Source organism: Streptomyces sp. R818 (assembly GCF_056172735.1).
This window is the reverse complement of sequence record NZ_JAOCNE010000003.1, coordinates 429,840-456,559: the sequence shown is the minus strand read 5'-3', so window position 1 is coordinate 456,559 and position 26,720 is coordinate 429,840. Positions and strand designations below refer to the sequence as shown.

The following is a 26,720-nucleotide window of genomic DNA, read 5'->3' as shown; positions in this document are numbered from 1 at the left end:
TCCTGGACGACATCGCCGACAAGAAGCCGATCTTCGCGTACCCCGCGGTGAAGGTGGCGGCCGGCGGCCGTGAGCTGACCGCCGAGCCGTACTACACGGGCGACAACGACCTCGCGATCGAGGTGCACGCGGGGACCTGAGCCTTCGTGAAGAAGGCTCTCAGTCGCCCACGTGGGCCTCGGTGTCCGGGTTGTGGGTGTCGGGCCCGGAGTCGGAGCCGGAGTGCGCGGCGAAGGCAGCGAACTCCGGATGGTGCAGATCGAACGCCGGGGATTCCGAGCGGATCCTCGGCAGTGTCGTGAAGTTGTGCCGGGGCGGCGGGCACGACGTCGCCCACTCCAGGGAGCGGCCGTACCCCCACGGGTCGTCGACCTCCACCTTCACCCCGTACTTCGCCGTCCGCCAGATGTTGTAGAGGAACGGCAGCGTCGACAGGCCGACGAGGAACGCGCCGATCGACGACAGCGTGTTGAGGGCCGTGAACCCGTCGGCGGCCAGGTAGTCCGCGTACCGGCGCGGCATGCCCTCCGCGCCCAGCCAGTGCTGGACCAGGAACGTCGTGTGGAAGCCGACGAACAGCGTCCAGAAGTGGATCTTCCCGAGCCGCTCGTCGAGCATCCTGCCCGTCAGCTTCGGCCACCAGAAGTAGAACCCGGCGAACGTGGCGAAGGCGACCGTCCCGAAGACCACGTAGTGGAAGTGCGCCACGACGAAGTACGTGTCCGAGACGTGGAAGTCCATCGGCGGCGACGCCAGGATGACCCCGGTCAGGCCGCCGAACAGGAACGTGACGAGGAACCCGCACGACCACAGCATCGGCGTCTCGAAGGACAGGGACCCCTTGAGCATCGTGCCGATCCAGTTGAAGAACTTCACGCCCGTCGGCACGGCGATCAGGAACGTCATGAACGAGAAGAACGGCAGCAGCACCCCGCCCGTCGTGAACATGTGGTGCGCCCACACGACCACCGACAGGCCCGTGATGGCCATGGTCGCGCCGACCAGCATCGTGTAGCCCCAGATCGGCTTGCGGCTGAAGACCGGCAGGATCTCGCTGACGATCCCGAAGAACGGCAGCGCGATGATGTAGACCTCGGGATGGCCGAAGAACCAGAACAGGTGCTGCCAGAGCAGCGCGCCGCCGTACTGCGCCTCGAAGACCACCGAGCCGAACCGCCGGTCCGCCTCCAGGCAGAGCAGCGCGGCCGCGAGGACCGGGAACGCGAGCAGCACGAGGATCGACGTGAACAGCGTGTTCCACGTGAAGATCGGCATCCGGAACATTGTCATGCCGGGCGCCCGCATCCCGATGATCGTGGTCAGGAAGTTCACCGAGCCGAGGATCGTGCCGAAACCGGCGAGCGCGAGCCCCATGATCCACATGTCGGCGCCGATGCCGGGGGAGCGCGTCAGGCTGTTCAGCGGCGCGTAGGCGAACCAGCCGAAGTCCGCCGCCCCGCCCGGCACCACCAGCGAGGCGAGCACGATCAGCCCGCCGAAGAGGAAGAACCAGTACGAGAGCATGTTCAGACGCGGGAACGCCACGTCGGGCGAGCCGATCTGCAACGGCATGATCTCGTTGGCGAACCCGGCGAACGTCGGCGTCGCGAAGAGCAGCAGCATGATCGTGCCGTGCATCGTGAAGAGCTGGTTGTACTCCTCGCTGGAGACGATCTGCAGGCCGGGACGGGCCAGCTCGGCCCGCATCACCAATGCCATCAGGCCGCCGATGAGGAAGAAGACGAACGACGTGACGAGGTAGAGGTGGCCGATCTTCTTGTGGTCGGTGGTGGTCAGCCACTCCACGGCCACCCGGCCCGGCTGCCGCTCCCGCGGCCGTGCCGCCGCCTCGGTACCGGCCTGCACACCGGTCGTTCCCATCGCTTGCCCCCTCGCTGCCCACGCGCCCCGGGCCTGCTTGCCGAACTCACGCCATGATGCTCGCGCCGCCCCCGCCGCGACAGGGTGCGTACACCTCTTTGTGGCACGGACAGGCATTTCCCGGACGATCTCAACTCGCCCGGAACCGCACCGCATTCGGAATGCGCGGGGAATTGCGCGCGGGGCTCCCGGCGAAGGGCAGGGGTGCGCTCCGGCGGAATCCGGACGCCTTCCGGAATTCCGAGCGCGGGGGCCTGGGGTGCGCGGATGAGAACAGTATGAGAAGTAAGGAACCGCCCGATCGTGTGAGAGAGTTCGACCAAAACAACCGTCGTGATCTTGTGACGAAAGCGTGACCGTACAAGGCCGTTCGGGGCTCGTCGGCGGCTCGTCGGGCCGGCCCTGGCGTCGCCCGCGCACACCGCATACGGTGGCCGTATGGCACCCATCCCGACCCCGCCCGCAGAGCCCCAGGACACCCCGGACGCCTACGTCGGACTCGACGCCGAACCCGCCGAGCGGCGGGCGCGCGGCCGGGGCTGGTCGACCGTGCGGCAGGTGCCGCCGGGGGCGATCATCACGATGGAGTACCGCGCGGGACGCCTGAACTTCGAGGTCACGGACGGCAGAGTGACCCGCTGCTGGAAGGGCTGACCCCCGGCGCCGACCCACGGCGAAGGGCCCGGAACCTGTGCGGTTCCGGGCCCTTCGTCTGTGCGGGCGGGTTGTGCGTACCGTGCCCGCGGTTCTTGGCGGCGCGCCCGTCAGGCCCGCTGCGGGTCCGTCGTGGCCGTCCGCGCGGTGCCGCGCACCGCCGCCGGGCGTCTGCTCGCGGCCGGTGGCGTGCGCTCGCCGCGCGGGGTGTGCGGACCCGGCGCGAGCAGGGCGGAGGGGCGGGCGCCTGGACGCGCGGCGGAGACCGGCTCGCGCGCGCGGGCCGCGTCCTCGGCGGGCGCGGCGGCCGGTGCTGCGGCGGGCCGCACGGCCATCGCGGGCGACGCGGCGGGCTGCGGCGCGGCGGCGCCGACACCGGCGCGGCGGGCGCGGCCGCGGTCGCGCAGCGAGAGGATCAGCGCCTCGGCGCGGGTGACGAGCGGCTCGCACCAGGGCAGCGCGAGCAGGATGAGCAGACCGGCGGCCCAGCCGAGAAGGACGTCACTCAGCCAGTGCGTACCGAGGTAGACGGTGGTCAGGCCGACGCTCAGGGAGATCACGGCGGAGAGTGCGGAGAGCCAGCGGCGGGCGCGCGGCGTGGAGGCCAGATAGGCCAGGATCCCCCAGGTCACCACCGCGTTCGCGGTGTGTCCCGAAGGAAATATATCGCCGTTCTTCCACATCTCGTTCGAGCCGATGACGGTGGCGTAGTGCGGGCCCGCGCGGCCCATGCCGTACTTGGCGGCGCCCACCGTGGCGTTGAGCAGCAGCAGCGCGGCTCCGAACATCAGGAGCGGGCGCAGGGTGTGCTGCCGCCAGGCGCGCCAGCCCAGCCAGGCCATCACCATGACGGCGGTCGGCCCGCGCTGGCCGAGGACGACCCAGTAGTCCAGGAAGGCGTGGATCTCCGGCCACTGCTGGTAGGGCCGGAAGAACATGACCTGCCAGTCGAAGGCGACCAGCCACGACGTGGTCAGGACGGCGACCACGATCGCGAGGTAGAAGGCGAGGGTCAGACCGAGGAGCACGACGCGGTGCCGGCTCATCCTGGGCATGACCAGGTTGCCCGGCCGTTCGGGCTCACGGTCGAGTCTCGCGAAGACCCGCTCGAGGCGGCGGGTCAGGTTTCGTTCGGTACGCACCCAATCGACGCTACAGCGGACGCGCTGCCGACCAGCACGGAACAGTGGCTTTGTGATGACGATGTGATGTGGGATTGATCTCAGGGCTCCCCTTATTCCGGGTAATCCGGTAACGGGGGCCGGAAGTCCGCGTGAATGCGGCGATCGTTTTCCGGATCTCCTTGTCGCGCGCTTATGAATGCGTTCACCGCGTGCTGGCACGGAATTCTCCGTCCGCTCATCGGGCCGGTCGAAGTCGATCAAGGTCGGCCCGGTCCGGTCGCGGCCGGTCGGGACCCGACCGGTCCCGGCCGGGACCGGTCGGGCCGGATCAAGGGGGCCCCGACCCGTTCAGCCAGAACGCCCCGTAGACCGCCGAGACCAGCGCGAGCCCGCCGAGCAACCACGCCGACCTGCTGGTACGCCACCGGGCCACGGCCACCGCGATCGGCAGGAGCAGCGGGAACGCGGGCAGCAGCAGACGCGGCTTCGATCCGAAGTACCCCGAAGCACACAGGGCAAGCAGGACGACGACTCCGGTGAACACGAGCAGCGGCACCGGCTGGCGCTGCCGCACCCCCGCCACGTAAAGCCACACCACCAGGGCCACGCCGACGATCAGGCCGAGGCCGGCGAGCGCGCCCAGCGGTGACGTGAACTTGTCGGCGACGAAGCGGGCGAAGGCGGCGCCCCCGTCGAACCCGTTCCCCCACTGCCCCTGCACGTCGAGGTAGCCGAAGAGGCCGCCGCCCGTGCGGTGCCCGACCCACAGCACGTACGCCGCCGCGCCCACCGGGGCGAGCAGCACGCCGAGCACCATGCGCCAGGACGCGCCGCGCTCACGGGCGATCCGCAGCGCAGCCGCCACCCAGACCGCCGCCACGACCGCCGCGCCGATCGGCCGGGTCAGACCCGCGAGCGAGGCGAGCAGGCCCGCGCTCACCCAGTGCCGCCGCAGGACCGCGTAAAGACCCCAGGCCGCGAGCGCGGTGAACAGGGCCTCGCTGTACGCCATCGACGCGACGATCCCGACCGGCAGCGCGCCCCACAGCACCGCCAGACAGACACCGGCCCGGCGCCCGTACAGATGTGAGCCGACCGCGAAGATCCCCCAGGCCGCCGCGAGCGAGGCGAGCCAGCTCACCACCAGACCCGCGTCGGCGGGGGAGAGGGGGCTGATCGCGGCCCCGGCACGTTCCAGCCAGGGCAGGAGCGGGAAGAATGCCAGATTGGAGTGGACACTGCCGTCCGGCAGCGTCACCGACCAGCCGTACCCGTCCCCGGCGACCCGCGTGTACCAGAGCGAGTCCCAGCGCGCGCTCAGCAAGGTGTGCGGGCTCTTGCCCTCGGCGGCGCTCCACAGGGCGAGCGCGAGCAGGCCGAGCGCGCGTACCCCCGCATAGCCGAGCAGGGCGGGCAGCGCTCTGCGCAGAGTGGGAGGGTCGTGCTGATCGACGTCGTTCACGGCCCCGATTATCGACGCCGTGCCCCGGGGACCCGTGCGCCGCCCCCGCCGCCCCAGTGGCGCACGCCACACGGGACGACGGGCTCCATGAGAGGTCCGCCACGTGTACGTGGCCTGAACTCGCGTACGCTGACGGCTCACTCGCCTTCCGTCGCGGGGCCGGGAGAACCGCTCCTCCCGAGCCGAAGACCACGGGCATCCCCGGCCCGCGGATCCGCCGGACACGAGGATTCACTGGGAGGTACGCACATGTCCGGGACGAGCACGGCCGCCGGGCGGCTGCAAGATCGCCTCGCCGCCCTCGGAGGCCGCGCGAACCGCTGGGTCGTCCTCGTCGTCCTGTGCACGAGCCTGCTCCTGGTGGCCCTCGACTCGACCATCCTGTACGTGGCCCTGCCCTCGGTCACCGAGGACCTGCGGCCCACCTCCGTCGAGCTCCTGTGGATCGGCGACGCCTATCCGCTGATCTGCGCCTCGCTCCTCATCCTCTTCGGCACCCTCGGCGACCGCGTCGGCCGCAGACGGATCCTGCTGCTCGGCTACGGCCTGTTCGGCGCCGCCTCCGCGCTCGCCGTCCTCGCCGACAGCGCGCAGGTGCTGATACTGGCCCGCGCCCTGCTCGGCATAGGCGGGGCGATGATCATGCCCGCGACGCTGTCGATCGTGCGGGACGTCTTCCCCGACCGGCGCGAGCGGGCCGTGGCCATAGGCGTGTGGACGGCGGTCGCCGCGATCGGCGCCGCCACAGGACCCGTCCTCGGCGGTTTTCTCGTCGAGCACTACTGGTGGGGCTCGGTCTTCCTCATCAACATCCCGCTGATGGCGGTCATGCTGCCGCTGTGCCGCATCCTCGTCCCCGAGTCCAAGGGCCGCGCGGACGGACCCTGGGACCTGTTCGGCGCGCTGCTCGCCGCGCTCGGCGTCCTCGGTGTCGTCTACGGCATCAAGGAACTCGGCATCGACCGCGACCTGCTCGACGCGGGCGCCGTCCTGCCCTTCCTCGCGGGCCTCGCGCTCCTCGTCCTCTTCGTCCGCCGCCAGCGCAGGCGCGAGCACCCGCTGATCGACATGCGGCTGTTCTCCCGCGCCGCGTTCTCCACCTCGGTCGGCTGCATAGTCATCGCGATGCTGGCCCTGGTCGGGCTCGAACTGATCGCGGTGCAGTATCTGCAGCTCGTCCTGGAGATGACGCCGCTGGAGACCGGCCTGCGGATGCTGCCGCTGACCTTCGCGGCGATGGTCGCGGGCGTCCTCGGCTCCCAGATACTGCGCAAGTTCGGCCCGCGCACCATGGTCAGCTGCGGCTTCGCCCTCACCGCCTGCGCCGTCCTGCTGCTCTGCCTGATGGGCGAGCACGACCGGCCGTGGCTGCTCGGCGCCGGGTTCGTCCTGCTCGGCTTCGGCTTCCAGTCCACGCTGTTCGGCGCCTACGAGTCGATGCTCACCGAGGCCCCGGCCGACGACGCGGGCGGCGCCGCCGCCATCGGCGAGACGTCCTACCAGCTCGGCGCGGGCATGGGCATCGCGCTGCTCGGTTCGGTGATGAACGCGGCGTACGCCCCCGGGCTCACCCACGTCACGGGCGTCTCCGGGGTGGCGAGCGGGGCGGCCGGGCATTCGCTGGGGGAGGCGTACCAGATCGCCGCGCGGCTCGGCGGCGGGGCGGGGACCGCCCTGCGCGAGGCGGCACGCAGCTCGTTCGTGCACGGCCTGCACGTGACCCTGGTGGTCAGTGCGGTGCTGCTGCTGGTGGGGGCGGGCGCGGCGCTCCGGCTCCCGCGCCGCATGGACTGTGAGACCCCTGCGGACGAGGAGCTCGCACCCCGCGCGGAAGCGCCGGTCGCCTGACCGGCGGCTCTGCTGCTGGGCTGTCGGCTCCGGCTGTCAGCTCTGGTTGAAGAAACCATCCGGCTGGGTACGGGACTCACGGCCCGACACGATCTGGGTGTCGGCCGGGGTGAGCAGGAAGACCCGGGTGGCCACGCGGTCGATCGAGCCGCGCAGACCGAAGATGAGGCCCGCCGCGAAGTCGACGACGCGCTTGGCGTCGGACGGCTCCATCGCCGTCAGGTTCATGATGACCGGAGTGCCGTCCCGGAACATCTCGCCGATCCGCCGCGCGTCCCGGAAGCTGTCCGGCGTCACGGTGCCGATGCGGCGCCCCTCCTCCTGGGCCTCCTCCGACGCGACCTTCACACGCGGGTCCGTCACCCAGGCGGCTGCGCTCGCGGCGGGCTCGGGGCCCTCGTCGTAGTCGTCGTCGTAGTAACGCTCGTCATCGTTGTCGTCGACGAGGCCAAGCCAGGCACTTGCCTTACGCACCGATCCCATGGACGCCTCCTCTCACAGCGGTTCCTCTGCGTCTGTATCCCTATGGTCGTCCATGATGCTGATGCCGCGCCAAGTGGATAGTCGCCGCGCGGGGTTTTCGTGACGGTACTGGTGCACAGTCAACACGGGGTTGTCCCAAGGTTTTCAAGGGTTGTGCGAGTCAAGGGTGCTGACTGGGCATGAAATATGATCCTTCGCGGCGTTCGGGTGATCTCGGGTGCGTACGGGTGAACGAAAGGGTGTCGTGATCGCTCGGTACGATCGGACGTACCCGGTCCTTGCGAGTTGACACCGCGTTCTCGCTTGTTGACGGGCCATCATCCGACGTACGGGGGAGACGTCTTGTTCGGAATTGTCCGGCCTTGCAGTCATCGGCTCGGCGAGGGGCTGAAGACCCAGTGGATGGCGCATCTGTGCGGGCTCTGCCTGGCGCTGCGCCGCGACCACGGGCAGTTCGCCCGGATCGTCACCAACTATGATGGTCTGCTCGTCTCCGTACTGACGGAGGCTCAGACCGGGGCCGCGACCGTGGGCGACGGCCGCAGGCGGGCCGGGCCCTGCCCCCTGCGCGGGATGCGCACCGCCTCCGTCGCCCAGGGCGAGGGCGCACGCCTCGCCGCCGCCGTCTCCCTCGTCCTCGCCTCGGCGAAGGTCCGCGACCATGTCGAGGACCGGGACGGCATGTTCGCCCGCAAGCCCGTGGCCGCCGCCGCGAAGAGGGTCGCCGCGAGCTGGGGGAAGGCCGGGGCCCGCAGCGGATCCGCCATAGGGTTCGACACCGCCGTCCTCGTCGACGCCGTCGAACGGCAGGCCGGGATCGAGGCCCTCGCCGGGCCCGGCACCGCCGTGCCGGAGGTGACCGAGCCGACCGAGACCGCGACCGGCGCCGCGTTCGCCCACACCGCGCACCTCGCGGGCCGCCCGCACAACGCCGAGCCGCTCGCCGCGGTGGGCCGCATGTTCGGCCGGCTCGCGCACCTCCTGGACGCCGTCGAGGACCGCGCCGCCGACGCCGCCGCCGGTGCCTGGAACCCGCTCACCGCCACCGGGACCGGGCTCGTCGAGGCGCGCGGGCTCGCCGACGACGCCGTGCACCGCATCCGGCGCACACTGCGCGAGGTCGACTTCGCCGACGGGAAACTGGCCCACCTGCTGCTCGCGCACGAGCTGAAGCGCTCGGTGGACCGGGCCTTCGGGACGGAGGCGTGCGCCACCGGGCACGGCGCGCACGCCGCCACCGCCTCCACACCCCAGCAGGGCGGCACCCCGGACGGCCGGGTCCCGGCCGGGGCGGGCGGCCCCTACGCGCCGGCCGGTTCGGGGGCGTACACCTCGTACAACCCCTATGGCGGCGGGCCCTCCCAGCCCCCCGGCGGGCCGGGCGGGTTCGGCGGGCCGGGCGGGTCCGGTGGCCCGGACGGGCCCCTCAAGCCTCCGGGCAAGCGCGGCCTGCTCGTCGGGTGCGCCGTCGCCATCGGACTGTGCTGCACATGTCAGCTGTGCTGCGCGGAGGAGTACGAGGGGCCGTGGTCCCGGAAGAAGCGCGAGGGCGTCTGCCGGGACTGCGACTGCGGTGACTGCTGCGACGCCTGCGACTGCTGCAACTGCTGTGACTGTTGCGAATGCTGCTCGTGCTGCGACTGCGGCTGAGGGGGCCCGGGCCCGGCAGGGTCAGTCCTTGATCTCCGGCGGAGAGATCCTGGACGTGTCGATGCCCGACGGGGTCGTGCCCCACTTCTTCAGGATCTTGTCGTAGGTGCCGTCCGCGATCAGCTTGTTCACCGCCGCCTGGAACGCCGGGGCCAGGGGAGTCCCCTTCTTGAACGCGAAGCCCACGTCCAGGCGGTGGAACTCGTTGAGGAACTTCAGCCCCTCCTGCTGCTTCACGGCGTACCGCAGACCGTTGATCGTGCTCATCACCACGTCGGAGCGGCCCTGCTGGAGCGAGGACCAGACCGCGCTCGGCTCGGAGTACGTCTTCACGTCGTACGGCTTCTCGCCCGCGGCCGAGCAGGCCTTCCTGTTCTCCTCCAGGGTCGCCTCGAAGGTGGTGCCCGCGCCCGTCGCCACGTTCAGGCCGCACAGCTGCTTCAGGTCGGTGACCTTCTTCAGGTCGCTGTCCTTGCGGACGGCGAAACCCTGGCCGTCATTGATGTAGGTGACGAAGTCGATCGTCTTGCGGCGCTCGTCCGTGACGCCGAAGTTGCCGGTGCCGAGGTCGTACTTGCCGCTGCCGAGGGCGGGCAGGATCGCCTCGAAGCCGGCGACCTCCTGGTCGAGCCTGATGCCGAGCACCTTCGCGACGGCGTTCCCGAAGTCGATGTCCTGGCCGACGATCGTCTTCCCGTCGGGCAGGTACGTCGAGCCGGGCGGGTTGCCGCCGACGGTCACGGCGATCTTGAGACTGCCGCTCTTCCGGACGTCGGCGGGCAGCAGTCCCGCCGCCGCGGGATCTCTCGCGAGGCCCGAGACCACGTCCGTCGTGGGGATCTCGGCGTTCTTGGCGGCGGCGGTCTCCGCGCCGCCGCCGCCGTCGCCGGAGCCGCAGGCGGTGAGACCCAGCGCGGCGACGGTGATCAGCGCGAACGTGGAGGTCAGGGTGGTGGAGCGCATGGCGTGGGGTTCTGCCCTTCGATGACGGCACAACAGGACGGCACAACAGGACGGCGCAACGGACGGATACGCGAGGGGAGGGGAGGCGCAGCAGGGTGAAGGCGCGGGCGGGTACGCGAAAGCGCGCGTACCGGGACGCGTGAACAGGGGGTGGGGCGGGGCGCGCGACGACGCGGGCACGCGGTCGCGGGGTGCCGGGAAAAAAGAAAGCCGACGCGTACGGGAAGCGTCGGTACGCCGAGACGTCAGAACACCGTCAGGGCGTCAGAAGGGCATCAACAGGACGCGGACCACACTCGACCGAAGTCGATGTGGGAGCGCGTGACCAGCCATGGCTGCGGATGCATGCGCCAAGTGGAACAGGCATCCGTTTCGGCGTCAACTCACATGAGACGTACGGCTCATACTGTGGACACCCTTGACAGGGCGCGCGCGACGCCCCGTACTCTCAGGGGCGGTACCGCTGCTGAGGGGCTCCGGTGCCGTTCCCGTGCGCACGCAGTGTCGAAGGCAAGACCAGGCCGGCCGTCCGAGGACGTCCGGTCCCACGGAGCCTTCTCATGTCATCGGACACGCTCGCCAAAGTCCCGCCCTCGGCCCCGCCGGCCGCCGCCACCGCACCGCGCATCGTTGCGCGCCGCCGTCCCGGTCAGTGGGCGGCCGCCGCCCTCGTCCTCGTCCTGCTCGGCCTCGCCGTCAACTCGGTCCTGCGCAACGAGGCCTTCCAGTGGGACGTCGTGGGGGAGTACTTCACCTCGTCGTCCGTGCTGCGCGGGCTCGGGCTCACGCTGTGGCTGACCGCGCTCGTCATGGCGCTCGGCTTCGCCTTCGGCACGCTGCTCGCCATCATGCGGCTGTCCGCCAACCCCGTATTGCGCGCCGTGAGTTGGGGCTACGTGTGGCTGTTCCGGTCCATGCCGATCCTCGTGCAGCTGCTGTTCTGGTTCAACATCGGCGCCCTGTACCCGACGCTCCTCGGCGTGAAGACCGTCGACCTGTTCGGCCCCGTCACCGTCGCCATCATCGGGCTCACCCTGCACGAGGCCGCGTACGCCGCCGAGGTCGTGCGCGGCGGCATCCTCTCCGTCGACCGCGGCCAGATCGAGGCCGCCCAGGCGCTCGGGCTCAGCCGCTCGCGGCGCTGGCGGCGGATCGTGCTGCCGCAGGCCATGCGCTCCATCGTGCCGCCGGCCGGGAACATGCTGATCGGCACCCTCAAGGGCACCTCGATCGTCAGCGTCATCGCCGTGCAGGACCTCCTGTACTCGGTGCAGCTCGTCTACCACCGCACCTACCAGGTCATCCCGCTGCTCCTCGTCGCCACCATCTGGTACATCGTGGTCACCTCGCTGCTCAGCGCCGGCCAGTACTCCATCGAGCGGCACTACGCGCGCGGGACGACCCGATGAGCGCGGTGCGGCAGTCCCTGGTCGTCGTGGGCGCGGGGCCCCGGGCGACCGGCATCCTGGAGCGCATCGCCGCCCACACCCCGGACGTGCTCCTCGACGTCCACCTCGTCGACCCCTACCCGCCGGGCGCCGGACGCATCTGGCGCCGCGAGCAGTCGCCGCTGCTCTGGATGAACTCGCAGGCGCAGGACGTCACCATGTTCACCGACGACACCGTGCAGGTCGACGGGCCCGTGCGGCCGGGCCCCGCGCTGCACGAGTGGGCGGGCATCGACGGCCGCGTCTTCGCCGACCGGCGCAGCCAGGGCCGGTACCTGCGCTGGGTCTACGAGAAGGCCGTCGCGGCGCTGCCCGAGGGGGTCGTCGTCCACCACCACGCGCGGCGCGCCCTGCGCGTCGACGGGCCGCGCGACGGGCGCCAGCGGGTGTGGCTGGAGGGCCGCACCCGGCCGCTGCTCGGCGACGCCGTCCTCCTCACCCAGGGCCACCTCGACGCCGAACTCGACGACGAGCAGCGGGAGTTGCGCGCGTACGCCCTGCGACACGGCCTTGTCCATCTGCCGCCGGACTTCACCGCCGACTCCGACCTGAGCGCGCTCGCACCGGGCCAGGACGTGCTCGTACGCGGCTTCGGGCTCGCCTTCGTCGACCTGATGGTCCTCCTCACCGAGGGGCGCGGCGGGCGCTACGAAGGCGACCGGTACATACCCTCGGGCCGTGAGCCCGTCCTGCACGTCGGCTCGCGGCGCGGCGTCCCGTACCACTCGAAGATCGGCTACGACTGGGACGCGGCGGCGGGAGAGCGTCCGCCGCTGCCGCGCTTCCTCGGCCCGGCCCAGATCGACGCACTCCTGGCCGGACCGGGCGGGTTCGACTTCCGTACCGACGTGTGGCCCCTCATCGACAAAGAGCTCGGCTTCGCGCACTACCACCGCCTGTTCACCGCGCACCCCGAGCGCACCGCCATGGCCTGGACCGACTTCGAGGAGAAGTACGCCGCCGCCGCCCCGCTCGGCGCCGAACTGCACGCCCTCGTCGCCTCCGCCGTGCCCGACCCCGCCGACCGGCTCGACCTCGACGCCCTCGACCACCCCCTCGCCGGGGTCCGGCACACCTCCTCCGACGACCTCCAGGCCGGACTGCGCGCCTACATCACCGCCGATCTCGACCGCCGTCACGACCCGGCGCACAGCCCCGACCTCGCCGTCTTCATCGGCCTGCTCTCCGTGTACGGGCAGGTCATGCGGCTCGGCGACATCGGCGACTGGTGGCACGGCTTCTTCAGCTACCTGGCGTCGGGGCCGCCCGGACCCCGGCTTCGGCAGCTCCTCGCGCTGTCCCGCGCGGGCATCGTGAAGTTCGTCGGGGCCGACATGCGGGTCAGCGCCGAGGACGGGGTGTTCCGGGCGACCGGTGCCACCGTGCCGGGCCACGTCGTGGAGGCCCGCGCCCTGGTCGAGGCCCGGCTGCCGCAACCCACGCTCACCCGCACCCGCGACCGGCTCCTGCGCGAGCTGCACGCGGACGGGGCCCTCGCGACCCCGGCCGGGCTGCTCGCCGTCGCCCCGGACGACGGGCGCGTCCTGTACCGCGACGGCGGCGCCCATCCGCGCCGCTTCGCCCTCGGCCCGCACACCAACGCGCGCGGCGCCGGCGGCTTCACCCGGCCGCGGACCAACAGCCCGTCCTTCCGGCAGAACGACGCCACGGCGCGCGCGATCCTCGCGTTCCTGCGTGATCTGTCCTGTCGGGCCGGCGCCGCCTGAGCGGCCCGCGGCCTTCCCTCACCTTTGATCGCTTTGGGGTACCCCTATGTCTCTGACCAGCGACCCACCCGTTCAGCACGAGCACGGCGTGAAGGCGGCGCCACCGCCCGACGACTACGCCCAGCTCACCGTCGTCCCCGTCCGCCACCCCTGGCGCTGGGTCGCCATCGCCGCGACCGCCGTGGTGCTCGCCCAGTTCGCGCACGGCCTGGTCACCAACGCCGGCTGGGAGTGGGAGGTGTTCGCGGAGTTCTTCACCGCGGACGTCATCCTCAAGGCCGTCTGGACGACCCTGCAGCTCACGTTCTACGGCACGGCCCTCGGCTTCGCGCTCGGCATCGTGCTGGCCTTCATGCGGCTCTCCCGCAGCCGGTTCCTGAAGACCGTGGCGTTCGGCTACATCTGGGCGTTCCGCTCGATCCCGCTCATCGTGCAGCTCCTCTTCTGGTTCAACCTGGCCTACCTCTACAAGGAGCTGCAGTTCGGCATCCCGTTCGGGCCCGGCTTCTTCTCCTTCGACACGATGGGCCTGGTCGGCGCGATGAGCGCCGCCGTCCTCGGGCTCGCCCTGCACCAGGCGGCGTACGCGGCGGAGATCGTGCGCGGCGGCGTACTGGCCGTCGACAGCGGCCAGTTGGAGGCGGCGGCGGCGCTCGGCATCCCGCGCCTGCGCCAGATCCGCCGGATCGTGCTGCCGCAGGCGATGCGCTCGATCCTGCCGAACGCCGCCAACGAGGTCATCTCCCTCTTCAAGGGCACCTCGATCGTCTCCGTCATGGCGATCGGCGAACTCTTCTATCAGGTGCAGGTCATCTACGGCCGCAACGGCCGCGTGGTGCCGCTCCTGATGGTCGCCACCGCCTGGTACATCCTCCTGACCAGCGTGCTCTCCGTACTTCAGCACTACGTGGAGCGCCACTTCGCGAAAGGCACGACCCGATGAGCGCCCCCGCCACCGAGGCCCAGGCCCAGGTCCCCATGGTCGACATCAAGGCCGTCCACAAGAGCTTCGGCTCGCTGGAGGTGCTGCGCGGCATCGACCTGGAGGTGCGGGCCGGCGAGGTCACCGTCGTGCTCGGCCCCTCGGGGTCCGGCAAGTCGACCCTCCTGCGCACCATCAACCACCTGGAGAAGGTCGACAGCGGCTGGATCAGCGTCGACGGCGCGCTCGTCGGCTACCGCCGCTCCGGCGACAAGCTGTACGAGCTGCGCGAACGCGAGGTCCTCAAGCAGCGCACCCACATCGGCTTCGTCTTCCAGAACTTCAACCTCTTCCCGCACCTCACGGTCCTGGAGAACGTCACCGAGGCGCCCGTCGCCGCGCTCAAGCGGCCCCGCGCCCAGGCCGTCGAGTCCGCGCGCACCCTCCTCGACCGGGTCGGGCTCGCCGACAAAGCCGACGCGTACCCGCGCCAGCTCTCGGGCGGCCAGCAGCAGCGTGTCGCCATCGCCCGCGCCCTCGCCCTGGAGCCGAAGCTGCTCCTGTTCGACGAGCCGACGTCCGCGCTCGACCCGGAGCTGGTCGGCGAGGTCCTCGACGTCATCAAGGACCTGGCGCACCAGGGCACCACGATGATCGTCGTCACGCACGAGATCGGCTTCGCGCGCGAGGTCGCCGACACCGTCGTCTTCATGGACGAGGGCCGCATCGTCGAGCAGGGCGCCCCCGGCGACGTACTGGACGCGCCGCGCGAGGAACGTACCAAGGCGTTCTTGTCGAAGGTCCTCTGAACCCCGCTCACCCCTGTTCCACCGACCCTTGAGGAGTACATCCATGCTGTCCCGCCGCACTCTCGCCGCCTCCGTCGCCGCGCTCGCCCTCTCCCCGCTGCTCACCGCCTGCGGGGGTGACAGCGGCGCCGCCACGACCACGGGCAGCGCCGGCACCAAGAAGGTCGGCAGCATCAACATCGGCCCCGACCAGAACCGCGTCCGCGGCAAGAAGGACGCCAAGATCGCCGCCCTGGTGCCCGCAGCGATCCGCGAGCGCGGCACGCTGCGGCTCGGCGGCAGCGCCGACGCCTCGCCACCGCTCGGCTTCTTCGCCACGGACGACAGGACCCGGATCGGCTCCGAGATCGACATCGCCACCCTCGTCGCCGACACGCTCGGCCTCAAGCTCCAGTCCGAGCAGGTGAGCTGGGAGAACCTCTTCGTCGGCCTCGACAGCGGCAAGTTCGACGCCGTCTTCTCCAACGTCACCGTCACCGAGGAGCGCAAGGAGAAGTACGACTTCGCGACGTACCGGCTCGACAACATCGCCTTCGAGGCGAAGAAGGGCACGGACTGGCGGGTCAAGGGGCCCAAGGACGTCGCGGGCAAGACCATCGCCGTCTCCTCCGGCACCAACCAGGAGAAGATCCTCGTCGACTGGAGCAAGCAGGACGAGAAGGCCGGGCTGAAGCCCGTCGACATCAAGTACTTCCAGAAGGACACGGACTACTACCTGGCGCTCCAGTCCGGGCGCATCGACGCCTACCTCGGCCCGAACCCGTCCGCCGCCTACCACGTGGCCTCCGCCGGGCAGTCGCAGATCATCGGCTCCATCTCGGGCGCCGGCGACCTCGTGCAGGGCAAGATCGCGGCCACGACGAAGAAGGGCAGCGGCCTCGTCGACGCCTACGCCGCCGCCCTGGACCACGTGATCGCCGACGGCTCGTACGGGCGGGTCCTCAAGCGCTGGGGTCTGTCGAGCGAGGCCGTCCCGAAGTCCGAGATCAACCCGAAGGGCCTGCCGAAGCCGTGAGCCACCGCCTCCTCTCCCGCCCCCGAAAGGGCATACGCCCCGGAAAGGGGTTCCGTTCCCGAAAGGTCTTACGCCCCCGAAAGGTCCACCAGCCATGACCAGCCAACCGGGCCGGGGCCTGCTGCACCTCGCCGCGGCCGTCGACCTGCCCGGCACCTTCGACGCCGAGCCCCATCTGCAGCTCGCCCGGCTCGCCGAGCACGGCGCCCTCGACTTCGTCACGCTCCACGACGGTTTCGGCGGGCCGGGCACCGACGCCCTCTCCGCGCTGTCCCGGATCGCCCCGCGCACCTCGCGCATCGGCCTCGTCCCGACCGTCACCACCACCCACACCGAGCCCTTCCACGTCCAGGCCGCCGTCGCCACCCTCGACCGGGAGAGCCGCGGCCGGGCCGGCTGGCGGCCCGACGTCTCCAGCGGCGACCACGAGGCACGCCTCTCCGGTCGCCGGGACGCCGCCGCGCCCGCCGATCACGTCGACTTCGAAGGGCGTGCGTTCTCCGCGCGCGGCCCGTCCATCGTGACCCGCCCGCCGCAGGGCAACCCCGTCGTCGTGATCGACGCGACCCGGCCGTACGCGTACGACGTCGCCGCCCGGCACGCCGATGTCGCCCTGGTCGCCGTCGCCGAGCCGGACCGGCTCGCCGCCGTGCGCGAGGAGCTGCGGCGCCGCGCCGCCGGGCACGGGCGCGACCCCGGCACCCTGCGCGTCCTCGCCGCCCTGCGCATCGACCTCGGCGACGGCGAGCGCGCCGCCCAGCCGGGGCACGGCGGCGGCCTGCTGCCCACGAGCGAGGGCCCGCTGTACCGCGGCGGGCCCGTCGACCTCGCCGAGCTGATCACCGACTGGCACCGCGCGGGCGCCGCCGACGGCTTCCACCTGACGCCGCTCGATCCGCGCCGCGACCTGGAGCGCCTGGTCAACGGGACGGTGCCGCTGCTTCAGCACCGGGCCCTGTTCCGCACCTTCTATCCGGGCAGCACGCTCCGGGAGCACCTGGGGCTCGCGAGGGCCGTCAGCCCGTACGCCGTTCTCCCGGGAGGCCCGTCATGACCGCGTACGAGGGGACTACCCCCCCCGTCGTGACCGCGTGCGAGGGGACCACTTTCCGCGCGCACCCGGGTCCGCGCCCGGCATCCGGAGCGCCGACTTCCGGCCAACCCGTGGCGGCGGGAACGGGCGGTGGAACCTGAGTGGCGCCCGGCCCGTCTCCTGGAAGAGACCGAGCCCCGACGGCGTACGGGATGTACGAGTGAAGCCGTCGGGGCATCCCGTCGTGCATGCGGAGATCCCGTGTACGTCCGAAAGGCGCTCTTGAGTCGATCAGTTGAAGCGCCGAATACTCCCGGGCAAGCGCTTGTCAGGAGCACGGCATGTTCGGAATCCGGACGCTTGCCCCTGGCCGCGCCTCACGGGCCCCGACCCCACGCGGGCCCCCGACTTCCCCCCGGGAGGAACGAGCAGTGAGGATCAAGCGCACCACCCCCAGTGGCACGGTAAGACGGACTCGGCTGATCGCCGCGGGCACCGGCTTCCTCGCCGCGGCAGCGTTCGCCGTACCCTCCGCGCACGCCGCCGACGCGCCCCAGACCTTCAGTGCCACCGAACTCACGCAGACCAGCGACGCGGTGCGCAGCGCCGACATCGCCGGTACGGCGTGGGCCGTCGACCCCGCGACCAAGCAGGTCGTCGTCACCGTCGACGAGTCGGTCTCGCAGGCCGAGATAGCCCGCATGAAGCAGGAGGCGGGCTCCACCGCCGGGGCGATAAAGATCAAGCACACCCCCGGCACGTTCAACAAGCTGATCTCCGGCGGCGACGCCATCTATGCGAGTAGCTGGCGCTGCTCGCTCGGCTTCAACGTCAAGAACAGCGCCGGTGCCGACTACTTCCTGACGGCCGGGCACTGCACCGACGGCGCCGGTACCTGGTGGTCCAACTCGGGCCACACCACGACCCTCGGCACCACCGCCGGGTCGAGCTTCCCGGGCAACGACTACGGCCTCGTGCGGTACACCAACACCTCCGTGACCAAGTCCGGCACCGTCGGCAGCGTCGACATCACCAACGCGGCCACGCCGTCCGTCGGCACCACGGTCACCCGGCGCGGCTCCACCACCGGCATCCACAGCGGTCGGGTCACCGCGCTCAACGCCACCGTGAACTACGGCGGCGGCGACATCGTCTCCGGCCTCATCCAGACCACGGTCTGCGCCGAGCCCGGCGACTCCGGCGGCCCGCTGTACGGCGGCACCACCGCCTACGGCCTGACCTCCGGCGGCAGCGGCAACTGCTCCTCCGGCGGCACCACGTTCTTCCAGCCGGTCGTCGAGGCGCTCAACGCTTACGGGATGCACGTCTTCTAATCCCGGGCCCCGGGCCCCGGGCCCAGCACGGACGCAGGCAGTGTGAGAAGCCCCCGCCGGTTCTACCGGCGGGGGCTTCTCCTCGTTTCCCGAGTTTCCCGGGATTCCCGGCTCTCCCGCCCCGCCCCCTGCCGGGGTTACCGTCGAAGTGGTGCGTTGCTGCGTCCACTTCGGACCCAGGGGGGCCGTGGGATGGTCGAGGAGCTGGTGGCGGCGGGAGTGGCCGCGGTCTGCGCCGGAGCGGTGTACGGGATGGCGGCGGCGCGGGTCGTGCGCCAGTACGAGCGGGGGGTCGTCTTCCGCCTCGGCCGGCTCCGGTCGGCGGTGCGCGGGCCCGGGTTCACGATGATCGTCCCCTTCGTGGACCGGCTCCACAAGGTCAACATGCAGATCGTCACGATGCCCGTGCCCGCGCAGGACGGCATCACCCGGGACAACGTCACGGTGCGGGTGGACGCCGTCATCTACTTCAAGGTCGTCGACGCGGCCGAGGCCGTCGTACAGGTCGAGGACTACCGGTTCGCCGTCTCGCAGATGGCGCAGACCTCGCTGCGCTCCATCATCGGCAAGAGCGACCTCGATGACTTGTTGTCCAACCGCGAAAAGCTCAACCAGGGGTTGGAGTTGATGATCGACAGCCCCGCCATCGGGTGGGGCGTGCAGATCGACCGCGTCGAGATCAAGGACGTCTCCCTCCCCGAGACCATGAAGCGGTCCATGGCCCGGCAGGCCGAGGCGGACCGCGAGCGGCGGGCCCGCGTCATCAACGCCGACGCCGAGCTGCAGGCCTCGAAGAAGCTCGCCGAAGCGGCCGGGGTCATGTCCGACCAGCCCGCCGCGCTCCAACTCCGCCTGCTGCAGACCGTGGTGGCCGTCGCCGCCGAGAAGAACTCGACGCTGGTCCTGCCGTTCCCCGTGGAGCTGCTGCGGTTCCTCGAGCGGGCCACGCCCGGGGATGCCGGGCGGGCCGCGGAGGCCGCCGTGCAGCAGTTGACCGAACTGGACCGTGACGCCCGGTCCGTGAGCGACGTCGGAGTGGAGGGAGACGCTCCGCGGAGCACGTGAAGCGGGGGGTTGGGGTGGCTTGCGCCGTCGATTTTGAGACAGGGGCAGACCTTACTCTCCGCCGAGCGCGTCGAGCGCAGAGTGTTTGCAATGGGGACCGACGTGGGGTGGTGGGGGCGTACAAGGTACGAAAGGCGCACCCGAGTTCCCGCACGCGCGTCCTGAAGTCGACCTTGTGTGCTCCGTGTGACGCTCGGGATAGTGGGGTGCGTCACCCCTCACGGATCCGGCCCACCCCCACATCGGGCCTGTTCCGAACCCCCCACAGGAGGACGTGAGTTGAAGCACCGACGCATATCCAAGCGGCGTGTCGCCGTGACCGGGGCGGGAATCGCCGCTCTGGTCGCCGCGGGCATCACCTTCCAGACTGCGAACGCCAGTACCCCGTCGCCGGATCCGGCGCCCCGGACCCTCTCCGTCGCGAAGGCCGGAAATCTCGCCTCGTCCCTGACGGAGACCCTCGGGACCGATACCGCCGGCAGCTACTACGACGCCGACGCCAAGCACCTCGTCGTCAACGTGCTGAACGGAGACGCCGCGGACGCCGTCGAGGCCGCGGGCGCCAAGGCCAGAGTCGTCGAGAACTCCCTCGCCGCGCTCGACGGCGCCCGCGCGACACTGAAGAGCGACGCGACCATCCCCGGCACCTCGTGGGCCATCGACCCCGCCACCAACAAGGTCGTCGTCACCGCCGACCGTACGGTCAAGGGTGCGGCCTGGGAGAAGCTGAGCGGCGTCGTCGAGGGGCTCGGCTCCAAGGCCGAACTCAAGCGGACGCAGGGTGAGTTCAGGAAGTTCATCGCCGGTGGCGACGCCATCACCGGCGGCGGCGGGCGGTGCTCCCTCGGCTTCAACGTGGTCAAGGACGGGCAGCCGTACTTCATCACGGCGGGGCACTGCACCGAGTCGATCTCGACGTGGTCGGACTCCAGCGGCCAGGTCATCGGCACCAACGAACAGTCCAGCTTCCCGGGCAACGACTTCGGCCTCGTGAAGTACACCGCGGATGTTCCCCATCCAAGTGAGGTCGACCTCTACAACGGGTCCGCGCAGGCGATCACCCGGGCCGGCGATGCCACCGTCGGTCAGCAGGTGGTCCGGTCCGGGTCCACCACCCAGGTCCACGACGGCACGGTGACCGGGCTCGACGCCACCGTGAACTACGGCAACGGCGATGTCGTCACCGGCCTCATCCAGACCGACGTCTGCGCCGAGCCGGGCGACAGCGGCGGTTCCCTCTTCGCCGGCGACACGGCGCTCGGCCTCACCTCCGGCGGCAGCGGCGACTGCACGTCGGGCGGCGAGACGTTCTTCCAGCCCGTACCGGAAGCGCTCTCCACCTTCGGGGCGGAGATCGGCTGACCAGCGGAGCCCTGCGCCCCGCCCCCGGATTCTCGTGGGGCGGGGCGCTTCGTGCGCCGCACAGGGGCATCGTCGTGGGTTGGGTGGGGCCGGGCCGGGGTGCCTCCTCGGCCGGATCGGTCCGGGCGCCTGCTGTCCGCCGTGGGCGGGTGGTCCGGGGTGTTGTGCCTGCGGAGTCCTGCGGGGGCACCCCGACCCGTCCCCACCCGTCCGTCTCGTACGGGGGTGCACGCCGGTGGCACCTCGGTGTGGTGAGGGTCAGGAAGCCACGCCTACGTGCGTCGAGCCTCCTCCCGGGCCCCGGGCCGCGTGGTGTCCGTGGTGCGTGTCTCCGCGCCTCCGCTCCCGCAGGGCCGACACGGCCAGTGTCACGACGACGCCGAGTACCGCCCAGCCGGAGAGGACCAGGAGTGACTTCGTGAGGGCGTTGCCCTGGAAGTAGGCGATCGAGCGGGCCGCCCACGTGCCCGCGCCCGGGGGGAGCCACGGGCCGATCGCCTGCCAGAACGGGGGCAGCATCGGCAGCGGGAAGGCGCCGCCCGCGCTCGGGTTGCCCGCGATGACGACGAGCAGCACGGCCAGGCCGATGCCTACGATGCCGGTCAGCTCCTCCAGTGCCAGGGTGATCGCGCCTACCGCGAAGGTGACCAGGGCGCCGAGCCCGGCCAGGCCCCAGAAGGAGCCGGGCAGCGCGCCGAGGATCGAGTCGCCGATGATCCACGAGCCACCGATGCCGCCGATGATCGAGACGACCGCCATCGCGCCCAGCCGGATCAGCGCGCGCTGCGGACTCGTGGACCTGGAACCCGCGCTGATCGACATGATCGACGCGCACAGGTAGCCGCCTACACACCAGCCGACCACCAGGTAGAACGCCGAGAGTCCGTCGAAGTCGCTGGGTGAGGCGGGTGCCACGTCGATCTTCTGCACGGTTCGCCGTTCGGCGCCGTCGACCTTCGTGGCGATCGTCTCCAGGGCGCTCGCCAGGACTGTGCCGCCGCCCGACGCGACCAGCAAGGTGTCCTTGGTGCCGCGCGGGTCGAGGATCAGGGCGCCGTCGATCTCTCGGTCCATGATCTGGTGCCGTGCGGTCTTCTCGTCGGCCACTACCCGCGGGTCCAGGGGGGAGCCCGGCAGTTTCGCCATGCGCTGCTTTGCCTGGCTCGCCGCCTGTTCCGCCGGGGCCACGACGCCGAACGGCACGTCCTTCGGGGTCGGATTGTGCAGCGCCCCCACGTAGGAGGCGATGAAGAGCAGCTGGAGGGCCAGCACGCCGATCACCAGCAGGGTGGCCCGGGGGGTGACGGCGCTCTTGAACTCATCGGCGAACCTCATGCCCCAACGCTCCGGCCGTGGCGCGGGTCCCGCAGGTGGGGTGGGCCGAACGGGGGCTCTGGGCAACGCGCGGGTGGCGTCTGTCGAACTGTGTCGTACATGCGTTCGAAAGTTGGTCTATGGTGGAGGTGGGGGAGGTGAGATCCGATTGGCCCGAGTGTGCTGGAGGTGCGTGCGGTGGACTTCACGCATCTGCACACCGTGTCCGGCTTCTCCGTGCGCTATGGCGCCTCCCATCCGGAGCTGATCGCCGAGCGCGCCGCCGAGCGGGGGATGACCGCCGTCGCCCTCGCCGATCGGGACACCGTCGCGGGCAGTGTGCGGTTCGCCAAGGCGTGCGCCAAGCACGGGGTGCGGCCGGTGTTCGGCGTCGATCTTGCTGTGGGCGCCCATGCGCCGGGGGTCAGGCGTCCGGCGCCCGTACGCGGCGGCGCCTTCGTCGACGAGTCCGCCCCCCGCGCCACCTTTCTCGCCCGCGACGGCGCCCGCGGCTGGGCCGACCTGTGCCGCCTGATCACCGCCGCGCACGCCGGGGACGACCCGAAGGACGTCCGCCTGCCCTGGGAGGACAATCACGGTGACGGCCTCGTCGTGCTGCTCGGGCCCGACTCCGACGTCGGCCGCGCCCTCGCCGCCGGGCGCCCCGACCGGGCGGCTGTCCTGCTCGCCCCCTGGCGCGAGGTCTACGGCGATTCCCTGCGGCTCGAAGCCGTCCATCATGGGAGGGGAGGGACCGGGGCCGGCTCGTTGCGTCTCGCCGCCCGCACTGTCGGTTTCGCCGCTGAGCAGGGCGTTCGGCCGGTTCTCAGTAATGACGTCCGTTATGTCGATCCGGGCTCGGGGCCCGTCGCCGACGTTCTGGACGCCGCGCGGCGTCTCGTCCCCATCGATCCGACCAAGGAGCTCGACAGCGGAGAGCGGTGGCTCAAGGAGCCCGCCGCCATGCTGGCCGAGGCCGAGCGGATCGTGGAGGCGGCCGGTTTTCAGCGCTCCACCGCGCTTCGGCTGCTCGAACAGACCGAGCTGACGGCCGCCGCCTGCCGCGTCGATGCGGAGGAGGACCTCGGCATCGGCTCCGTCCGCTTTCCCGAGCCGCATCTCGTGGGCGCCGGGCGTCGTACCGCCCAGCGCGTCCTCGCCTCCCGCGCGACCGCCGGCATGGTCCGTCTCGGCCACGCGGGCGACCGCTCGTACTGGGAGCGGCTCCACCGCGAGCTGGACATCATCGCCCACCACGACTTCGCCACCTACTTCCTCACCGTCGCCCAGGTCGTCGACGACGTGCGGGGGATGGGGATCCGGGTCGCGGCGCGCGGCTCCGGCGCCGGGTCGCTCGTCAACTATCTGCTCGGCATCGCCAACGCCGACCCGATCGAACACGGGCTGCTCATGGAGCGGTTTCTGTCCAAGCGTCGCTCCGTCCTGCCCGACATCGACGTCGATGTCGAGTCCGCGCGGCGCCTGGACGTGTATCGCGCGATCCTCGACCGGTTCGGGCCCGAGCGCGTCGCCACCGTCGCGATGCCGGAGACCTACCGGGTGCGCCATGCCATACGTGATGTCGGCGCGGCCCTGTCCATGGACCCCGCCGACATCGACCGCGTCGCCAAGGCGTTTCCGCACGTCCGCGCCCGCGACGCCCGCACCGCCATGGCCGAGCTGCCCGAGCTGAGGGGGATCGCCGGTGAGTTCGGGGACCACCCGAGGCTCTGGGAACTCGTCGAGGCGCTCGACGCGCTGCCCCGCGGCGTCGCCATGCACCCGTGCGGCGTGCTGCTCTCCGACGCCTCCCTGCTCGCCCGTACGCCGACCGTGCCGACCAGCGGCGAGGGCTTCCCCATGGCCCAGTTCGACAAGGAGGACGTGGAGGAGCTCGGGCTGCTCAAGCTGGATGTGCTCGGGGTGCGGATGCAGTCCGCGATGGCGCATGCCGTGGGGGAGATCGAGCGGGCGACGGGGGAGTGCGTGGACCTCGACTCCGTACCCAGGACCGACCCGGACACGTACCGGCTCGTCCAGTCCACCGAGACGCTCGGCTGCTTCCAGATCGAGTCGCCGGGACAGCGCGATCTGGTGGGGCGGCTGCAGCCCGCCACCTTCCATGACCTGGTCGTGGACATTTCGCTGTTCCGGCCCGGGCCCGTCGCCGCCGACATGGTCCGCCCTTTCATCGAGGCGCGGCACGGGCGGGCCCCGGCCCGCTATCCGCACCCTGATCTGGAGGAGGCGCTGCGCGAGACCTACGGCGTCGTCGTCTTCCACGAGCAGATCATCAAGATCGTCGACATCATGACCGGCTGCGGCCGCGACGAGGCCGACCGGGTCCGGCGCGGACTGTCCGACCCCGGGTCGCAGGAGCTGATCAAGTTCTGGTTCGCCCAGCACGCGACGGTGCGCGGCTACGACGCCGAGACCGTCCGGAAGACCTGGGCCATCGTCGAGGCGTTCGGTTCGTACGGGTTCTGCAAGGCGCACGCCGTTGCCTTTGCCGTCCCGACCTATCAGTCTGCGTGGCTGAAAACGCATCACCCTGCGGCTTTCTATGCAGGGCTGCTCACGCACGATCCCGGTATGTATCCGAAGCGGCTGCTGCTCGCGGACGCGCGGCGGCGGGGGGTGCCGGTGCTGCCGTTGGACGTGAACAAGTCCGCGGTCGAGCATCAGATCGAACTGGTGTCCGGTGACAAGGCGTCCGACAGCGGCAAATGGGGCATCCGGCTCGCCCTCTCCGACGTCTACGGCATCAGCGAGGCCGAGGCCGAACGCATCGCCGCCGGACGCCCCTACTCCTCCCTGCTCGACTTCTGGGAGCGGGCCCGCCCGAGCCGCCCCCTCGCCACCCGGCTCGCCCAGGTCGGCGCCCTCGACGCGTTCGGCGCCAACCGCCGCGACCTGCAACTGCACTTGACCGAGCTGCAGCGCTCGGGGCACGGCGCGCGCGGCGAGCAGCTCCCGCTGACCGGCGGACGGCGCACCGCCTCCGCCGGGCTGCCCGACCTCGGCGACGCGGAGCGGATGAGCGCCGAACTCGGCGTCCTCGGCATGGACGCCTCCCGCCATCTCATGGGCGACTACCGGAAGTTCCTCGACGAACTGGGTGTCGTCTCCGCGCGGCGGCTGCGCGACGCCGAGCACGGCAGCACCGTCCTTGTTGCCGGGGCGAAGGCGGCCACGCAGACCCCGCCGATCCGCTCCGGCAAGCGCGTCGTCTTCTCCACCCTCGACGACGGCACGGGCCTCGTCGACCTCGCGTTCTTCGACGACGCGCACGCCGCCTGCGCGCACACCGTCTTCCACTCGTGGCTCCTGCTCGTACGGGGCACGGTCCAGCGGCGCGGACCGCGCAGCCTCAGCGTGGTGGGCGAAGCGGCCTGGAACATGGCCGAGCTGACCGAGGTGTACGGCGAGGAAGGGCTCGACGGGGTGGCGCGGCGGATGGCCGAGCCGCCGCCCGGCGCCGAGTCCGGCCGGGAACAGGGCGAGAGCGGCCGGCGGATCCAGATGGCCAACGGCTACGTGCTGAACCCGTGGGCCGACCTCAAACCGGCCGGTGACGGCACCATGGGTCCGCGGCGCAAGCTGTGGCACCAGAGCCAGGGGAGTGCGGGATGAGTACGACCGAGCGCGGGCCCGGGGATGTGCTGTGCGTCCGCTTCCTGCTGCCGCCCGGCGACGAGGCGTCGCTGCCCCGGCTGCTCGGGCTCCTCGCCGGGATCAGCCCGGCCGTCGAGGCGCTGCCGCCCGACACCGCCCTGGTCGATCTGCGCGGCGCCGTACGGTACTTCGGGCGGGGCGCGTGTCAGATCGCCTCCGTCGTCCGGGTGCGGGCCATCGCCCTGCACGGCGTCGAGTGCCTGATCGGTGTCGGTCCCGGGCCGATGCTCGCGCGGATGGCCGCCCGCGAGGCCGCCCCGGGGGTTACTCACGTCGTGGGCGACGCCCGGGAGTTCCTCGACGGGCAGCCCGTCGGCGCGCTCCCCGGCGTCGGCGCCGCCACCGCGCGGACCCTGGGCGAGTACGGGCTCGACACCGTCGGCCGGCTCGCCACCGCGCCGCTGCCCACCCTGCAACGCCTCACCACCGCCCGCGTCGGACGCGAGCTGCACGACAAGGCGCGCGGCATCGACCGCACCCGCGTCGTCCCGAACGCCGCCGCGCGCTCCCTCGCCGCCGAACGCGGCTTCGTACGCGACGAGCTGGACCCCCACCGGCACCGCCGCGCCCTCCTCTCCGCCGCCGACGAGCTGGGCGCCCGGATGCGGGACGAGGGGCAGGTGTGCCGCTCGCTGACGCTGACGGTGCGCTACGCCGACCGGTCCTCGACCGTACGCAGCCGGACGCTCGCCGAGCCGAGCGCCCACTCCACCGCCCTGACCGGGGCGGCGTACCGGATGTACGACGCGCTGGGGCTGCAACGGGCCCGGGTGCGCGCCCTCGCCCTGCGCGCGGAAGGACTCGGCCCGGCCGGGGCCGCGACCCGGCAGCTCACCTTCGACCCCGTCGACGAGCGGGCCAGGACCCTGGAGGCGGTGGCCGACCGGGCACGGGCGAAGTTCGGACCCGGGGTGATCGTGCCCGCCTCACTGGCCGCCTGACTGTCCGCCG

The 26,720-nt window shown here is 71.4% G+C and carries 20 protein-coding genes; 14 read left to right on the top strand and 6 right to left on the bottom strand.

Annotated features, from left to right (window positions below; translation table 11 throughout):
* Nucleotides 1-159: 159 nt before the first annotated feature.
* The gene (ctaD, locus tag N5I75_RS07145; RefSeq protein WP_476675465.1) at nucleotides 160-1,881 is read right to left on the bottom strand and encodes an aa3-type cytochrome oxidase subunit I; all 1,722 of its coding nucleotides are present in this window, start codon (nucleotides 1,879-1,881) and stop codon (nucleotides 160-162) included.
* A 438-nt stretch (nucleotides 1,882-2,319) separates the two neighbouring features.
* Between ctaD and N5I75_RS07140 the strand changes: the two genes are divergently transcribed.
* Complete coding sequence (locus N5I75_RS07140; protein WP_476675463.1) at nucleotides 2,320-2,535, top strand: I78 family peptidase inhibitor; 216 nt, start codon at nucleotides 2,320-2,322, stop codon at nucleotides 2,533-2,535.
* 110 nt (nucleotides 2,536-2,645) lie between these two features.
* On the opposite strand, the gene N5I75_RS07135 is transcribed toward N5I75_RS07140, so the two are convergent.
* Nucleotides 2,646-3,677 carry a phosphatase PAP2 family protein gene (locus tag N5I75_RS07135; protein WP_476675461.1) on the bottom strand — a complete coding sequence of 344 codons (1,032 nt, stop codon included), beginning with the start codon at nucleotides 3,675-3,677 and terminating at the stop codon, nucleotides 2,646-2,648.
* Between the two features lie 310 nt (nucleotides 3,678-3,987).
* Nucleotides 3,988-5,121 carry a hypothetical protein gene (locus N5I75_RS07130; protein ID WP_476675459.1) on the bottom strand — a complete coding sequence of 378 codons (1,134 nt, stop codon included), beginning with the start codon at nucleotides 5,119-5,121 and terminating at the stop codon, nucleotides 3,988-3,990.
* A 249-nt stretch (nucleotides 5,122-5,370) separates the two neighbouring features.
* On the opposite strand from N5I75_RS07130, the gene N5I75_RS07125 reads away from it, so the two are divergent.
* Nucleotides 5,371-6,969 carry an MFS transporter gene (locus N5I75_RS07125; protein ID WP_476675457.1) on the top strand — a complete coding sequence of 533 codons (1,599 nt, stop codon included), beginning with the start codon at nucleotides 5,371-5,373 and terminating at the stop codon, nucleotides 6,967-6,969.
* A 36-nt stretch (nucleotides 6,970-7,005) separates the two neighbouring features.
* On the opposite strand, the gene N5I75_RS07120 is transcribed toward N5I75_RS07125, so the two are convergent.
* Nucleotides 7,006-7,452 carry a cell division protein SepF gene (locus N5I75_RS07120; RefSeq protein ID WP_476675455.1) on the bottom strand — a complete coding sequence of 149 codons (447 nt, stop codon included), beginning with the start codon at nucleotides 7,450-7,452 and terminating at the stop codon, nucleotides 7,006-7,008.
* A gap of 342 nt (nucleotides 7,453-7,794) precedes the next feature.
* Between N5I75_RS07120 and N5I75_RS07115 the strand changes: the two genes are divergently transcribed.
* A complete protein-coding gene (locus tag N5I75_RS07115) occupies nucleotides 7,795-9,102 on the top strand; it encodes a DUF5685 family protein (protein ID WP_476675453.1) in 1,308 nt (435 codons plus the stop codon).
* 21 nt (nucleotides 9,103-9,123) lie between these two features.
* Here N5I75_RS07115 and N5I75_RS07110 read toward each other — a convergent pair whose 3' ends face one another.
* Nucleotides 9,124-10,065 (bottom strand): ABC transporter substrate-binding protein, encoded by a 942-nt coding sequence (locus tag N5I75_RS07110; protein ID WP_476675451.1) that lies wholly within the window; start codon nucleotides 10,063-10,065, stop codon nucleotides 9,124-9,126.
* A 560-nt stretch (nucleotides 10,066-10,625) separates the two neighbouring features.
* Here N5I75_RS07110 and N5I75_RS07105 point away from each other — a divergent pair.
* The 9 genes from N5I75_RS07105 to N5I75_RS07065 all read left to right on the top strand — a co-directional run bounded on the left by N5I75_RS07105 (nucleotide 10,626) and on the right by N5I75_RS07065 (nucleotide 20,780).
* Nucleotides 10,626-11,474, top strand: a complete 849-nt coding sequence (locus tag N5I75_RS07105; protein ID WP_476675449.1) for an amino acid ABC transporter permease — start codon at nucleotides 10,626-10,628, stop codon at nucleotides 11,472-11,474.
* Nucleotides 11,471-13,240, top strand: a complete 1,770-nt coding sequence (locus N5I75_RS07100; RefSeq protein WP_476675447.1) for an FAD/NAD(P)-binding protein — start codon at nucleotides 11,471-11,473, stop codon at nucleotides 13,238-13,240. Before N5I75_RS07105 ends, N5I75_RS07100 begins: the two co-directional genes overlap by 4 nt.
* A 46-nt stretch (nucleotides 13,241-13,286) precedes the next feature.
* Nucleotides 13,287-14,183 carry an amino acid ABC transporter permease gene (locus N5I75_RS07095; RefSeq protein WP_476675445.1) on the top strand — a complete coding sequence of 299 codons (897 nt, stop codon included), beginning with the start codon at nucleotides 13,287-13,289 and terminating at the stop codon, nucleotides 14,181-14,183.
* Nucleotides 14,180-14,971 carry an amino acid ABC transporter ATP-binding protein gene (locus N5I75_RS07090; protein ID WP_476675443.1) on the top strand — a complete coding sequence of 264 codons (792 nt, stop codon included), beginning with the start codon at nucleotides 14,180-14,182 and terminating at the stop codon, nucleotides 14,969-14,971. Before N5I75_RS07095 ends, N5I75_RS07090 begins: the two co-directional genes overlap by 4 nt.
* A gap of 43 nt (nucleotides 14,972-15,014) precedes the next feature.
* Nucleotides 15,015-15,986, top strand: a complete 972-nt coding sequence (locus tag N5I75_RS07085) for an ABC transporter substrate-binding protein (RefSeq protein WP_476675441.1) — start codon at nucleotides 15,015-15,017, stop codon at nucleotides 15,984-15,986.
* Between the two features lie 94 nt (nucleotides 15,987-16,080).
* Nucleotides 16,081-17,040: an LLM class flavin-dependent oxidoreductase gene (locus tag N5I75_RS07080; RefSeq protein WP_476675439.1), complete on the top strand. Its 960-nt coding sequence runs from the start codon at nucleotides 16,081-16,083 to the stop codon at nucleotides 17,038-17,040.
* 410 nt (nucleotides 17,041-17,450) lie between these two features.
* Complete coding sequence (locus N5I75_RS07075) at nucleotides 17,451-18,353, top strand: S1 family peptidase (protein WP_476675437.1); 903 nt, start codon at nucleotides 17,451-17,453, stop codon at nucleotides 18,351-18,353.
* Between the two features lie 192 nt (nucleotides 18,354-18,545).
* The gene (locus N5I75_RS07070; protein WP_476675435.1) at nucleotides 18,546-19,418 is read left to right on the top strand and encodes a slipin family protein; all 873 of its coding nucleotides are present in this window, start codon (nucleotides 18,546-18,548) and stop codon (nucleotides 19,416-19,418) included.
* Nucleotides 19,419-19,697: 279 nt separating this feature from the next.
* Nucleotides 19,698-20,780, top strand: coding sequence for a S1 family peptidase (locus N5I75_RS07065; protein ID WP_476675434.1), 1,083 nt, complete (start codon nucleotides 19,698-19,700; stop codon nucleotides 20,778-20,780).
* A gap of 258 nt (nucleotides 20,781-21,038) precedes the next feature.
* On the opposite strand, the gene N5I75_RS07060 is transcribed toward N5I75_RS07065, so the two are convergent.
* Nucleotides 21,039-22,115 (bottom strand): ABC transporter permease, encoded by a 1,077-nt coding sequence (locus tag N5I75_RS07060; protein ID WP_476675432.1) that lies wholly within the window; start codon nucleotides 22,113-22,115, stop codon nucleotides 21,039-21,041.
* Between the two features lie 159 nt (nucleotides 22,116-22,274).
* Here N5I75_RS07060 and N5I75_RS07055 point away from each other — a divergent pair, with 159 nt between their 5' ends.
* Nucleotides 22,275-25,727 carry a DNA polymerase III subunit alpha gene (locus N5I75_RS07055; protein ID WP_476675430.1) on the top strand — a complete coding sequence of 1,151 codons (3,453 nt, stop codon included), beginning with the start codon at nucleotides 22,275-22,277 and terminating at the stop codon, nucleotides 25,725-25,727.
* A complete protein-coding gene (locus N5I75_RS07050) occupies nucleotides 25,724-26,710 on the top strand; it encodes a DNA polymerase Y family protein (protein WP_476675428.1) in 987 nt (328 codons plus the stop codon). Before N5I75_RS07055 ends, N5I75_RS07050 begins: the two co-directional genes overlap by 4 nt.
* The last annotated feature ends 10 nt before the right edge of the window (nucleotides 26,711-26,720 follow it).

Coding starts and splice junctions, on each gene's coding strand:
- N5I75_RS07095 (WP_476675445.1), top strand. CDS start 13,287: ATGTCTCTGACCAGCGACCCACCCGTTCAGCACGAGCACGGCGTGAAG.
- N5I75_RS07070 (WP_476675435.1), top strand. CDS start 18,546: ATGGTCGAGGAGCTGGTGGCGGCGGGAGTGGCCGCGGTCTGCGCCGGA.
- N5I75_RS07105 (WP_476675449.1), top strand. CDS start 10,626: ATGTCATCGGACACGCTCGCCAAAGTCCCGCCCTCGGCCCCGCCGGCC.
- N5I75_RS07050 (WP_476675428.1), top strand. CDS start 25,724: ATGAGTACGACCGAGCGCGGGCCCGGGGATGTGCTGTGCGTCCGCTTC.
- N5I75_RS07085 (WP_476675441.1), top strand. CDS start 15,015: ATGCTGTCCCGCCGCACTCTCGCCGCCTCCGTCGCCGCGCTCGCCCTC.
- N5I75_RS07080 (WP_476675439.1), top strand. CDS start 16,081: ATGACCAGCCAACCGGGCCGGGGCCTGCTGCACCTCGCCGCGGCCGTC.
- N5I75_RS07060 (WP_476675432.1), bottom strand. CDS start 22,115: ATGAGGTTCGCCGATGAGTTCAAGAGCGCCGTCACCCCCCGGGCCACC.
- N5I75_RS07120 (WP_476675455.1), bottom strand. CDS start 7,452: ATGGGATCGGTGCGTAAGGCAAGTGCCTGGCTTGGCCTCGTCGACGAC.
- N5I75_RS07110 (WP_476675451.1), bottom strand. CDS start 10,065: ATGCGCTCCACCACCCTGACCTCCACGTTCGCGCTGATCACCGTCGCC.
- N5I75_RS07125 (WP_476675457.1), top strand. CDS start 5,371: ATGTCCGGGACGAGCACGGCCGCCGGGCGGCTGCAAGATCGCCTCGCC.
- N5I75_RS07100 (WP_476675447.1), top strand. CDS start 11,471: ATGAGCGCGGTGCGGCAGTCCCTGGTCGTCGTGGGCGCGGGGCCCCGG.
- N5I75_RS07090 (WP_476675443.1), top strand. CDS start 14,180: ATGAGCGCCCCCGCCACCGAGGCCCAGGCCCAGGTCCCCATGGTCGAC.
- N5I75_RS07140 (WP_476675463.1), top strand. CDS start 2,320: ATGGCACCCATCCCGACCCCGCCCGCAGAGCCCCAGGACACCCCGGAC.
- ctaD (WP_476675465.1), bottom strand. CDS start 1,881: ATGGGAACGACCGGTGTGCAGGCCGGTACCGAGGCGGCGGCACGGCCG.